The organism is Litorimonas sp. WD9-15, from assembly GCF_050271975.1.
Classification (GTDB): domain Bacteria; phylum Pseudomonadota; class Alphaproteobacteria; order Caulobacterales; family Maricaulaceae; genus Litorimonas.
On record NZ_CP189850.1, the window covers coordinates 882,834 to 895,258 of the forward strand.

General features: G+C 53.8%; 12 protein-coding genes. 9 read left to right on the forward strand and 3 right to left on the reverse strand.

The window, feature by feature from the left end; all coding sequences use genetic code 11:
* Positions 1-83: 83 nt before the first annotated feature.
* A complete protein-coding gene (locus ACP9M6_RS04195) occupies positions 84-1,928 on the reverse strand; it encodes a DUF3604 domain-containing protein (RefSeq protein WP_427453747.1) in 1,845 nt (614 codons plus the stop codon).
* Between the two features lie 72 nt (positions 1,929-2,000).
* On the reverse strand, positions 2,001-3,080 hold the full coding sequence (locus ACP9M6_RS04200) for a sigma 54-interacting transcriptional regulator (RefSeq protein ID WP_427453749.1): 1,080 nt from the start codon (positions 3,078-3,080) through the stop codon (positions 2,001-2,003).
* 245 nt (positions 3,081-3,325) lie between these two features.
* Here ACP9M6_RS04200 and ACP9M6_RS04205 point away from each other — a divergent pair, with 245 nt between their 5' ends.
* The 7 genes from ACP9M6_RS04205 (at position 3,326) to ACP9M6_RS04235 (ending at position 6,523) form a co-directional block, all read left to right on the forward strand.
* A complete protein-coding gene (locus ACP9M6_RS04205) occupies positions 3,326-3,484 on the forward strand; it encodes a hypothetical protein (protein ID WP_427453750.1) in 159 nt (52 codons plus the stop codon).
* An 11-nt stretch (positions 3,485-3,495) separates the two neighbouring features.
* A complete protein-coding gene (locus ACP9M6_RS04210) occupies positions 3,496-3,630 on the forward strand; it encodes a hypothetical protein (RefSeq protein WP_427453752.1) in 135 nt (44 codons plus the stop codon).
* Between the two features lie 55 nt (positions 3,631-3,685).
* Positions 3,686-4,387: a phage shock protein PspA gene (gene pspA, locus ACP9M6_RS04215; RefSeq protein WP_427453754.1), complete on the forward strand. Its 702-nt coding sequence runs from the start codon at positions 3,686-3,688 to the stop codon at positions 4,385-4,387.
* Positions 4,388-4,504: 117 nt separating this feature from the next.
* The gene (pspB, locus tag ACP9M6_RS04220; protein WP_427453756.1) at positions 4,505-4,723 is read left to right on the forward strand and encodes an envelope stress response membrane protein PspB; all 219 of its coding nucleotides are present in this window, start codon (positions 4,505-4,507) and stop codon (positions 4,721-4,723) included.
* Positions 4,720-5,199: a PspC domain-containing protein gene (locus ACP9M6_RS04225; RefSeq protein WP_427453758.1), complete on the forward strand. Its 480-nt coding sequence runs from the start codon at positions 4,720-4,722 to the stop codon at positions 5,197-5,199. Before pspB ends, ACP9M6_RS04225 begins: the two co-directional genes overlap by 4 nt.
* A 67-nt stretch (positions 5,200-5,266) precedes the next feature.
* The gene (locus tag ACP9M6_RS04230) at positions 5,267-5,494 is read left to right on the forward strand and encodes a hypothetical protein (RefSeq protein WP_427453760.1); all 228 of its coding nucleotides are present in this window, start codon (positions 5,267-5,269) and stop codon (positions 5,492-5,494) included.
* 3 nt (positions 5,495-5,497) lie between these two features.
* A complete protein-coding gene (locus ACP9M6_RS04235) occupies positions 5,498-6,523 on the forward strand; it encodes a GIN domain-containing protein (protein ID WP_427453762.1) in 1,026 nt (341 codons plus the stop codon).
* On the opposite strand, the gene mnmD is transcribed toward ACP9M6_RS04235, so the two are convergent.
* The gene (mnmD, locus tag ACP9M6_RS04240) at positions 6,524-8,191 is read right to left on the reverse strand and encodes a tRNA (5-methylaminomethyl-2-thiouridine)(34)-methyltransferase MnmD (RefSeq protein WP_427453764.1); all 1,668 of its coding nucleotides are present in this window, start codon (positions 8,189-8,191) and stop codon (positions 6,524-6,526) included.
* Positions 8,192-8,377: 186 nt separating this feature from the next.
* Here mnmD and ACP9M6_RS04245 point away from each other — a divergent pair, with 186 nt between their 5' ends.
* Positions 8,378-11,122 (forward strand): TonB-dependent receptor, encoded by a 2,745-nt coding sequence (locus ACP9M6_RS04245; RefSeq protein WP_427453766.1) that lies wholly within the window; start codon positions 8,378-8,380, stop codon positions 11,120-11,122.
* A 130-nt stretch (positions 11,123-11,252) separates the two neighbouring features.
* The gene (locus ACP9M6_RS04250) at positions 11,253-12,395 is read left to right on the forward strand and encodes an acyl-CoA dehydrogenase family protein (protein ID WP_427454749.1); all 1,143 of its coding nucleotides are present in this window, start codon (positions 11,253-11,255) and stop codon (positions 12,393-12,395) included.
* Positions 12,396-12,425: the final 30 nt, after the last annotated feature.

Here is a 12,425-nt window from a genome sequence, read left to right on the forward strand (position 1 = left end):
CAATACTCTCCGTGTTTCGGAGAATGAGCGATATATGGGCGGCACTTGAAAACATCAAGGCCTGAATCAGGTCTGGGCCACTTTTATTGCACCCAGATCGCACTGCTCCAGGCGCGGTCTTGGACCGTCGGTTTGAGAATAGGGCTCGGCGCTGTGCCGTTCCGAACGGCGTCCCACGTACTCCAACGGCATTTCGGGGCTTCCAGCACGCGGATGTAATAAGCAACCGTTTCATCCGGCGCATAGTCAGGATCCGTCCAGAGTGTTCTCAGCTCGCCTGCGCCGTCGCCGGACCGCGTGCAGGTGGCAAGATCAAGCGCGGTTGATTGCGCGGGACAGCGCTCATTCGAAGGTTCTCCTTCCGCGCAGGCAATATCGATGACGCTCTCCCGTGGCGTGTCGCCCTCCATCCACGTCTTGATCATTTGCAAGCGCTCCAGCGGGGCGGATCCTGCATCACGGCTGGCCCAAGCGAGAAAGGTCGGCGCGGAGTCAACATCCAACTGTCCGCCCATCGGAACGCCGCGCGCATAGGATTGCGAGATCATATCCGCATCCGAAGGGTCGGGCGCTTCCCCTGTGAATCCAAAGAAGCGGACTTTCATGCGCGGTCCTGACGTGCCGAATGTCTCCCGCGCTTGTAGGGCCGAGAAAATATCCTGCCGTGTATTTGCTTCGGCCCAGACACCGGCCAGACCGGACGCGCCATATTGCGGTGTCGAGATGAGGTCGGCGGGTGGCTGATACTCCTCCGGCCATGCATCAGCCCCCTTTGGTGGGGTGGATTGACGATTATCGGGATCGAGATCATGCGGGAATTTCCCGAAAAAATCCTCTTCACTCAAACTCGGCCCGCCTAGATGCGTGTCTGAACTGCCGATCACCCCAAACTGATAGGGGTTCACACCTGTTGCGGTTTCGATACCGAGGCCGCGGGCAAGGGCTTGCCGGATAAAGCTGCCCATTTCAGGGGTGGATTTGTCACGCGAGCCGATCAGGTAGTCATATTGCTCAAAATCCGACCACTCATCATTGGGCGAGAGGGCGGGATGCGTTTCCGATGTGCCTTTTAACTGTGTGATCTCGACAAGGGGTTCATTCCGTATGCGAAGAGCAGCCATATCCGCAGACATAGACCCCGCAAACATCATCCCGTTGGAGGCGTTGGAATTATGTGGGATCGCCATAACGGCATTCCCGTCCGCCCGCTGTTCGTCCATCCAGGCCCAAAGGTCCTCCGGGTTCGGACTGTCCAATGTCGTGAAGAGACGCTCTGGTGCGCTATCCTTAAATATGACATTCCGGTGGAGGTTCGCGGCGGCCGTATCCGTGACTTGCCGCATGGCCGTATATTCATAACCCGCAAAAGTCGTGAAGACGCCCGGCTGGTTATGGACTTCGGTGGCGGCGACTGTGGAGGCCCAGACGACGTCCATATGACTTCGATCATAGATGTCTTCCAGTTCGTCGCCGCTGACGACGGTCTGCCCGATGCGTAGGAAATTTGCGCGGCGATCTGTGGCCAGCAGGCCGAAAATGGATTTGGCGGTCTCCGTCTTTGAAAGCTCTGTACCCCGCGTTGCCATGGCCGGGACGACACCCATATATTCGCCGTGATCGGTGACAGAGTAGAAGTCGAGCGCAGGTCCACCCAGTTCTATCGTCGCGCCCATACCGTTTTCCATCGGCTCACCTTTGGCAAAACGGTAGGCCGCATCCGCATCTGCGCGCGTCCCGAAAATATAGGCGTCGAAAGAGTTCATCGTGTGGACGTGGAGGTCGCCAAACAGGGCTGTCTTGGTCGGGGTGCGGATAATTTCTGCCGCTGTGGTCTCGGCCTTTAGGGCGGGTTTTGCAGGCGGCGCTGAGGTTTCTGCCTGACAGGCCACGAGTGCGATACCACTGACCCCGATTATGAGTGCACGCATAATTTTCCCCTTAGACTCTTTTGCAGAACCTTAAGGGGCGCTCGCAAATTGCGCCAGATGCAAATCTGAACGTTACTTCTTCAAACCATGTTTGCGGAGCAGGCCTCGGAATTGGTGGTAGCTCAGGTCTAATCGCTCTGCCGCTTTCCCCTGATGCTGCCCGCTCACCCGCAGGGCTTCGTCAATCAGGCCACGTTCAAACCGCATGACGCGATCCGCAAAACTGGCGGTCGCAGTGTCCTCTGCCTGTAATGGCGGCAGCGTATAGGCGGGCAGGGGGGCGTCGGTGTTCGGAGGCGCTGGGACGGCAGGCATAGACTGACGTGTTGCAGGATGTATCGTTGGCGCTGGGGGCTGCGCATCCCGCAACCGATGCGGTCCTGCAAAGGGGTCAAAGCGCAGGGGACCAATGGGCTCGCTGAGTGTTTCATCGGCCAGCCAATGCCGCGCAGTATTCCGTTCAATGACGGCCTTTAACTCCCGCACATTCCCCGTCCATTGGCGTTCCAATAGGCTCTCACTGGCTTCCGCCGTGAAACCGGGGAAACTATCCGCACCCATTTCCGCAGCGATTTTTCGTCCGAAATGTTCTGACAATGGCAAGATGTCATCGCGCCGGGCTCTCAACGGCGGAAGTGTGAGAACGGTAAAGGCGAGCCGGTCCAGCAGGTCTGCGCGAAAATCGCCGCGCTGTACGGCGGCGGGCAAGTCGATTGCTGTTGCCGCGATGACGCGGACATCGACTTCCTGTTCGGAATGTTCGCCGCTGGCCTCGAACCGTCCATATTCAACGGCCCCCATCAACTTTTCCTGAAGGCGGGGGGAGACGACATGTATATTGTCGAGAAAAATTGTTCCGCCATCGGCGTGATAAAACTTGCCATTCGTATCTTCGCGGCCGTCCAGAAAGCTCTCCCCGAACAATTCTTCGTCCAAACGTTCATCTGTATAGGCCGCGCAATTGACCGTAATAAAGACGCGCTCCCATCTTGGAGAGAGGAAATGGAGACGAGAGGCGATCAATTCCTTGCCGGTTCCGCGCTCTCCGGCGATCAAAACGGGGCGTTCCAGCACCGCAGCATCGGAAACTTGATCCAGAATCGCGAGATAAGCCTGCGACTGACCAATGGGCTGTGGGGGGAGAGCTGCCATATTTAGCTAAATATACCAAATATGGTTGGTGTAAATAACTAAATTTATAATATTCCTACTATTCATCTGGGCGTCAGAATTTGAAGAAAGTAAAAAACGTATATATTTCAATAGTTTAAAAAATATCGACAAAAACGCCGCACTCCGCCATCTTTTGTTTGTCGGCGGGAGGCAACAGCCAAACGCCAAAAGGAGACGAAACGCCAATCACGGCAAAACACTTTGGAAGACTAAGGAGAGATAAAATGACCTTCCGTACAATCGACACAGACATGGAAACAGTGGGTGCCACCACTGCACCAGAAACGGGAGGCATTACTCGCCGTTCACGTTCCGCACGCCGGTCCGCCATCCTCGGGTCCCGGACCCGTCCGACACGCGTCTGGTGCTACGGCACAATTTAAGGAGACGAACTATGGATCGTTATAATGGATCTTCGGACAGCTGGCGCATCAAAGGTGCCCGGTTTGTCCGGTACCTGAAATCCCGCCCAACAGAATGCTGGGGCTTTTTCGCCGCCGGCGCTCTTATCGGGATGATTTTTCTTTAACCTCTAACCCGCCCGTTTTCGGGCAATTTATCAAAAGTCACTAGGAGACGAAAACATGGGTATTTTTTCCCGCATGGGCGACATCATTAACTCGAACCTCAACGCCATGATTGACAAGGCAGAGGATCCAGAAAAGATCGCCCGCCTTATCATCCAGGAAATGGAAGATACATTGGTCGAAGTCCGCACGGACGCCGCTCGGAACATCGCGGAACGCAAAGAGCTGTCCCGCAAAGCCGATGACTATGCCTCGCGTGCCAGCGATTGGGAAGCCAAGGCCGAACTCGCCCTGAATAAGGGGCGCGAAGACCTCGCCCGCGGTGCTCTGTCTGCCAAGCAGCAGTCTGAAGCTATGGTCGATGTCGTGGAACGCGAAATTGCGGTTCTGGATGAGGCTGTGTCCAAAGCGGATGATGACCTCGCAAAGCTGCAAACGAAGCTGAACGAGGCGAAGGCCAAGCATAAGGCGCTGTCCATGCGCTCATCGGTTGCCAAAGGGCAGATTAAGATGCGCACAATGGTTCGCGACACGAAAGTCGAAGACGCCCTCGCCCGCTATGAGCGGATGGAGCGGAAAGTCGACGAGCTGGAAGCCCATGTCGAGAGTTTCGACCTCGGTGCCGGTGGTGATAGCTTAGAGAGCCAGTTCGCCGAACTGGAAGCCAATGACGCCGTTGAGGACGAATTGGCCGCGCTGAAAGCCCGGATCAATAAACCCAAAGCCGCAAATGGCGGTTCTAAGAAAAAGGCTGGTTAAAACCCACCCTTGCCGAACTTGCGCCCGGGCTTTACCCCGAACCCCTTCCGGACGAAACTCCGGACAGAGCCCGGGTGCAAACAATTAAAAATAGGAGAGAGATAGGAAGGCATGGATATGGGAATTCTAGTCGCACTCGCCCCCTTCATCATGGTGCTCGGCATCGTGTGGGTGAGCTTACATTACAAACATCTGAACAAGACGGCCGGTACGATTACCGAAGACCAGTCAGTTGAGTTAACACAGATGTCAAAAATCGCAGATATTTTGGACAGACGCGTCTCCGTATTGGAGAAAATCCTGGACGACGAAGTTCCGGATTGGAGAGAGAAATGAGTACACGTTACAAAAATGAGACTGACCGTATGATGCGGGATGCGAATTGGGACGGAACTGATGATGGCTATAATTACAGCCGCGAGCCCGCCCGCCGCCTGACCCGGAATAAAATTGACGGGAAATTAGGCGGCGTCTGCGCCGGGATTGGTGATTACCTTGGATGGGATCACACGCTGGTCCGGATCATCACAATCCTGCTGATCATTTTCACAGGCGTTCCGGTTATCGCCTATTTCATCCTCTGGGTCTTGATGCCCAAGGACCCCCGCGCACCGTATGTCCGCGAATATCGCGAGCAATATGAGGCCCGGAACACGATGGAAGCGCCAGCAGGCACATCCGGATCGAAAACGACCTATAATGACGTAAAGTCAAAGTTCCGGTCTGTCGAAGTTCGCTTACAGGATCTGGAACGGTCCATCACCTCCAAAGAGTGGAAGCTCCGTCGCGACTTCCGGGATTTGGAAGGCTAAAATAAATCGAGGCGCGGTGCCACGCGCCTCATTCATTTCAACGATTGGCTAAAAGGGAGACACGGCCATGATCAAAACAACATTTACAATATCCGCACTGGCCCTGACGGGGGCAGCTAATCCGACAGCAGAGCAGGTCATCCTGCCCCTGCCAGAAACACAGGTCGTCGCGCAGATTGCCTATCTGGAAATCGGCCACGGTCCGGCAGGATTTGAATTCACATTGGGTGAAGATACCGCTGTCTTTGTCGACCTCGAATTTCCTGGAGATCACCATATTCGGATTGGGTTTTAGATCATGACCTTCAAAACATTCTACCTTGCCATTGGCGCAACGGCCCTCATGGCGACAACGGCTCACGCGGATGAAGCCGTTGAAATCCGGGATTTCGTCGGAACGATTAATTGGACAAATGGTCCATTGGAGGCTGACGTCACAGACAATGCCGATAAAGTCGATGTCTCGACCCGCAATGGTTTGACGATTGATGGTGGCATTGAAGACATTGATAACCAAGGCTGTAAGAACACTTATGCCAATTGGTCATGGGATTGGGGCAAGAAGAAAAGCGAGGGGACCTATGGCGGCTATAAAGACCTCAAGGACTATCCCGTTATAGATGTTACACTGCCGGAAGATACAGAACTCATTGTTCGGAACTCCGTTCTCTTTACGATTGGTGAGCCTAATGTCGGGTCCGCCGATCTCGAACTCGTCAGTTGCGGGAACGTCAAATTGGGCCGCATTGACGGCGACCTTAAGCTCATATCACGCGGCTCTGCCGATCTGGATTTCGGTGAGGCTGCGTCTGCGGATATTGAAATTCGCGGATCAAGTGACATTGATGGCGGCGACATTTCTGGAGCGGTTATCTTAAATTCTCGCGGGTCCGGTGATGTGGACTTGGGTGATATTGAAAGCTTGGTCGCCGACCTACGCGGGTCCGGAGACTTGGATGTCGGTGATATTGACGGTGGTTTCGCGGGGAGTTCTCGTGGCTCCGGTGATGTCGATACCGGTGATATTCGCGGAGACATGGTCTTCGTCGCCCGTGGGTCAGGCGATTTGGAAACAGGCGACGTCTTTGCGGAGACGGCAGAAATTGAAGTGTCAGGCTCGTCCAGTTTGCAAATTGACGGCGGAGAGATAGAAACGCTGATGGTGAAAGCCAGCGGGTCGTCCGACATTACTGTTGAAGCTGATGTCACGGATGCAAATCTCCGGGCCTCGGGTTCCAGTGAAATTTATGTTGATCGTGTGACGGGCGTGGCGGAGCTAAAGACTTCCGGCTCTGCAGACATAGACATTGACGCCCGCGATTAACTAGCGTCGTCGGAAGCGGGCTATCACGGCCCGCTCCAAGGGTGAGACTTCGCCACATATTTCAGAGACCAGCGCTTCCGCGAGGAGCGGAGCAAAGGTGAAGCCTCGCGACCCTAATCCCGTCAGCACCCATTTTGTATCATCTATCTGGTCGATAACGGGTAGGGTGTCGCGGCTGGTCACACGCACGCTGGCCCGGCTTTGTCGTTTGGCGGGTGCGAGAGTTCGCCCTGTTATGGTAGAGTAAGCCTCGAAATTTCTTTCATCATCCCTGGGCCTTATCTCAAATGGATCTCCCTCATCCAAACGGTCATGGGTTGCCCCGACCAATGTGTGTCCATTCATCGGAATGACGTAACCCCCATAGGCCAATGGCTCATCCACGGCCTCTGTGGCCCAGCTTAATTGCCCCCGCGAAAAGCGCATATCCAGATTGGGAAGAAGGGCTTTGATGCCGTATCCGGCCGCGAAGAGGATGTGGCTGTACGGGCCTCTTGAAATCGCGTCCTCAGCATTTTCACGTCGAATTTCGAAATTTGCGTAAACTTTCGACGGGTCAATTACGACGGCGCTTTTCATGATCAGTGCGTCGCCCGTCCATTTCAAATGGTCCATGCCCAAGGAGTTTTGTGCCGCCAGTTTTTCAAATCGTTCCGTTTCTTTTAGCGTTTTCGGAATTTGTCGGACACCGCGCGAGAGGACAGCCTCAGCTTGATATTCCCGTAAGGCATAGAGATAAGATGACAGAAAAAACCGCGCTTCCGGACGGTCCTGCAAATCCAATCGTGGTTTGACGAGTGCAGCAGGATTTTCGCTGGCGGCCGGGTGTGCGCGATTATCGATGATGTCGAAATCAATCGCGCGTCGTCTGAGCGCGCGTGCGAGGGACCGTCCGGCAATACCTGCACCGACGATAAGCACCTTCCCGACCTCAGTTTTACTCGCGGTTTCAGCTCCTTCATAGACGGCCTCTAGACGATGGCGTTTCCGTCCAAACCCGGGTTGTTTCGTGACCGTAAAACCCGCTTCCATCAGGCCGCGTCGTACATGGCCCGCGACCGTAAAGGTCGCAAGCCGGGCACCCGCCGCAGAGCGCGTTCCGATCTTTGCCAGAACTTCTTCTGACCACATCGCTTCATTCTTACTCGGAGAAAATCCGTCGAGGAACCAAGCCTCTGCCTTCAATGAAGGTACAGCGTCCAAAGCGGTCGAGATATCATCATGGATGAGCGTGAGAGACACCGAGCCGAATTCTAGGCGATGAAACCCTTTCACGCGGCCCGGCCAAGCGGCGATGAGTTGCGCCGATAATTCAGTGAGTTCCGGCCATGCGGCAAGTGCACGGGCCAGTTGTTCCGCATCAAACGGGAATTTTTCAATGGAGACGAAATGCAGTCTCTGACCTGCTGCATGTGTCTTCAACCACATTTGCCACGTCGCAAGGAAGTTTAGACCGGAGCCAAACCCCGTTTCCGCAACCGTGAAAATGGCGGTGTCCGCCCACCGTTCCGGCAGCCCGCAACCGTTTAAAAAGACAGCACGCGTTTCGTCCAACCCACCATCTGTTGAAAAATAGATATCGCCGAAATCCGAAGCCGCAGGCGTGTCCGGGCGCGACCAATCAAGGGCCGGGGCATCTGTTTGGGTCAAGGGAAGGGGGGCTGGCATGTGAGGATCATAAATGACCCAGATCTAAAGGTCACCACTCTGTTCAGGGTTGTTGCAAGGCCGCAACAGACGGAAAGCAATTGTTTCAACCACATCCCTATCACTTGCCATATCGTATTCTCCTATATAATTGAAATCTCAACCGTGGCGACAAAGTCCACGATCCACAAAACCCACTGGGGAAATATGACCAAGACAACTACCCTTCTGGCGGCTTCCGCCTCTGCCTTTGCCCTGCTCGCAACCGCACCCGCTTTTGCTCAATCTTCGGCTGATGATGTCATCATCATTAGTGCCACTAAGCGGGATACAACCCTTCAAGAGACACCGGTTGCCGTGACTGTTACGACAGCAGATGTGATTGAAAAGGCGCAAATTCTCGACATTAAAGATCTTCAATCTGTTGTGCCGACTTTCCGTGTATCCCAACTGCAAAATGCGGGTAACACGACCCTGACCATTCGCGGTTTTGGTAATGGCGGTAACAATATCGGTATTGAGCCATCTGTTGGTCTGTTTATTGATGGTGTCTACCGTTCCCGCGCGGCGGCTCAAATCGGCGATCTGCCGAATTTGCAACGTGTTGAAGTCCTCTCCGGACCGCAATCCACACTCTTTGGTAAGAATGCCTCCGCGGGTGTCGTCAGCGTTGTCACGGCCAAGCCTGATTTTGACGCCAATGGCTATGTTGAAGGTGGGATCGGCAATTATGGCCTGAACTATGCCAAAGGCTATATTACCGGTGGTCTTACAGACACGCTCGCCGTCAGTCTTGGCGGTGGATATCAGGATCGTGGCGGCTATTTCGAGCCAGCAGCCGGAACATCCGGCGGCGATTTCAATGATCTTGGCCGTTTTAATATCCGCGCCCAAGCGCTTTGGGAACCAACGGATAATCTCAGCGCCCGCTTCATCTGGGATCAGTCTAAGATCAGCGAAAATTGCTGTGGTGTGACAACTGCGATTGTCGGCCCGACAGCGGGTATCGTGAATGCTCTGGGTGGTATTGTCCCAGCTGCTGATGGCGAGGCCTTTAGCTATGAAACCGCTGTGAACCGTGAAACAGATAATGATATCACGGATGGTGGTGTTTCATTGCAGTTGGACTGGGACCTCGACCTGCTTGGTGGGATGACCTTCACCTCGATCACATCTAATCGTGAAAACTCCTATGATTATAACAGTGACAGCGACTTTAATACGTTGTCTCTCTTGGAGAACACATTCCAGTTCGTCGATATTGATACGTTCACACAGGAATTCCGTCTAACATCAAATAATGGTGGTCCGCTCGCGTGGATGGTCGGGGGTTATTACTTTGACGAAAATATTGAGCAGGACTCAGGTTTCGTTTACGGAAATGACCTGCGCGGCTATATCGACGCGCTTGCTTCAATTGACACGGATCCGACATCCCCAACAGCCGGCATTCCGCTGACATTCGTGAATGGCCCAACGGCATCCCCGCTCTTCGGTATTGAACAAGCTCTTGGGTTTGAAACGGGCGCGTTCTTCGAAGGTGGTACGGGAACAAGAGAAGATTTCCGTCAGGATAATGAAGCCTTTTCGATTTTCGGTACTTTGGATTTCGACGTAACAGACCGTCTAACATTGACCCTCGGTGGGAATTATACTGAAGATAAGAAAAATGTTTCTGCCAGCACTGTTAACTCTGACGCTTTCAGTAATGTTTCCCTGACGGGTGCTCAAGGTACTGCGCTTGTACAGCCTGGTGTTGCTGATGCGATTGCGACGGGTCTGTTCACGACAGGTAATCCAGATGCAATGATACCGTCATTTATGGACGCTTTGGGGTTGGACTTTACACCTGAAAACTTAGCCGCAGCACAAAGCGGAGCCTTTGGAGCCGCAGCTCAGGGTTATGTCGAACAGGTTCTTGCGGGTGCAAATGCGGCGGCCGGACCCATCGCAGCAGGCCTGGCGGCGGACGAGGTGAATGGACCTTTTGCCGGTCTGCTGGCTCTGCAATTCCAACCACAATTCCTGGCTTTCCCGAACGCCATTGAAGACGGTCGGACACGTGATGATGAGTTCACCTATACGCTCAAAGCCGCTTATGAAATTAATGATAATTTCAATGCTTATGTCTCGACCGCGACGGGCTTTAAGGCCTCATCCTTCAACCTGACCCGTGACTCCCGTCCATTCCTTGCGGATGCCACGGCTCTGCAGACTGCAGGCTTGCTGCCGAACAATTTCACGCCTGCAACAGGTCGGAATTTTGGGACACGTTTCTCCGGTCCGGAAGAAGTTGAAGTCTTCGAAGCAGGCCTGAAGGGACGGTTCGATTGGGGTGCGTTTAACCTCGCGGTCTTTGACCAGACGATTGATAATTTCCAGTCCACAATTTTCCAAGGCACAGGCTTCGTGCTGGCAAATGCGGGTTCACAGTCCACACGGGGTATCGAATTTGATTCGACATTTACACCTGTCGAAGGATTGGCACTTGGTGTTGCTGGTATTTGGCAGGACCCGGAATATGATGATTTCCAAGGTGCTCCGGTTGTGACAGGCGGGGAACTCGACTTGGCTGACGGTGTTGCCGATGGCGTGGGTGATCTCTCCGGTTTCCAACCTGCCGGTATCAATGAACTGTCGATGACATTCTCCGCGCAGTATGAGTTTACACTCTCTGATCGCTTGGATGCGTTCATTCGCGGTGATTATCAGTATGAGGATGAAGTTCAGGTCGTTGACAATATCGTCGGGGTTGACCGTGATACGAGCATCTTTAACGGCTCCCTTGGCTTTACCTTTGACGAAACACTCGATGTTCGTTTCTGGGGCCGGAACCTGTTTGACCACGAGACTTTCACAAGTGCCTTCCCGGGTGTTGTGCAGGCCGGAACGGTCAATGCTTATCCGAACCAGCCACGGACTTATGGCGTGAGTGTTCGCAAGAGCTTCTAACTCAGTTTAGATATGATTTTGAAAAGGCGGTCCTTCGGGGCCGCCTTTTTTATTGGGATGCTGTTCAGAGTTTTTCATTGCCAGCGCACTCTCCGCTGTTCACTCTATCCGCATGACCCAAATTACCGGATTGCCAAACCCATTTGACACGCCCGAGCGAAAAGCCTTTCGGGAAACCGCGACCAATTTCGTTGAGACCGAAATCCGGCCCTATGCTTATGACTGGGACGAGGCGGGGCAAGTGCCTTGGGCGCTTCATGAGAAAGTCGGTGCGCTTGGCGTTTGGGGTTTTGGCATCGATGAAAAATATGGCGGCCTTGGATTTGACGATCCTTTTATGCGAATGGATTTCGCCGTCGCTATGGCGAAATGCGGCGCGGGTGGTGTTCCGGCGGCTTTAGGGGGCAGAGGGATTTCGCTGGACCCGATCCAGAAACTGGCGACGGAAGAGATTAAAAACCGCGTCCTGCCGGAGGTCATCTCCGGACGGGTCGGCAGCTCGCTCGCTATTACTGAACCCGGCGGTGGGTCCGATGTCGCTGCACTCAAAACGACAGCTCGCTTGGAAAACGGCGAATGGATTTTAAACGGCTCGAAGACCTTCATCACGGGCGGGATGGAAAGTGATTATTTTGTCGTCGGCGCGCGAACGGGCGGCGAAGGTCTGACAGGCATTTCGCTCTTCTTCGTCGAAGCGGACCGCCCCGGATTTTCCCGAACCGCTTTGAAAAAGAAAATGGGCTGGTGGGCGTCCAATCAGGCGACGCTCTATTTCGATGATTGTCGTATTCCTGAGTCGCATTTGATGGGTCAAAAAGATTACGGCTTTATCCAGATCATGCAGAACTTTAATTATGAACGACTGACCCTCGTCGCCTGTTCGCTGGGTATGATGCAGGTCTGTTTGGAGGACTCTATCGCTTGGGCGCAGGAGCGGGAAACTTTTGGCAAAAAACTGATCCGGCATCAGGTTATCCGCCATAAAATCGCGGATATGAGTGCGAAGATAGATGCCGTGCAATCCAATCTCTGGATGCTCTGCGCGGCCATTGATGCGGGTCATATGCCTGTCGCGGAAATCTGCAAGGCCAAGTTCTTCGCGACAAAGGCGCTGGAATATTGCGCGTCAGAAGCGATGCAAATCCTCGGCGGTGCAGGATATTTGCGCGGCAACCGCATCGAAAATGTCTACCGCGAAGTCAAAGTCATCGCGATTGGCGGTGGTTCGGAAGAAATTATGAAAGATCTCGCCGTTCGGCAAATGGGCTTATAGTGTTAAAAATCAATCCAATAAATTGATTTA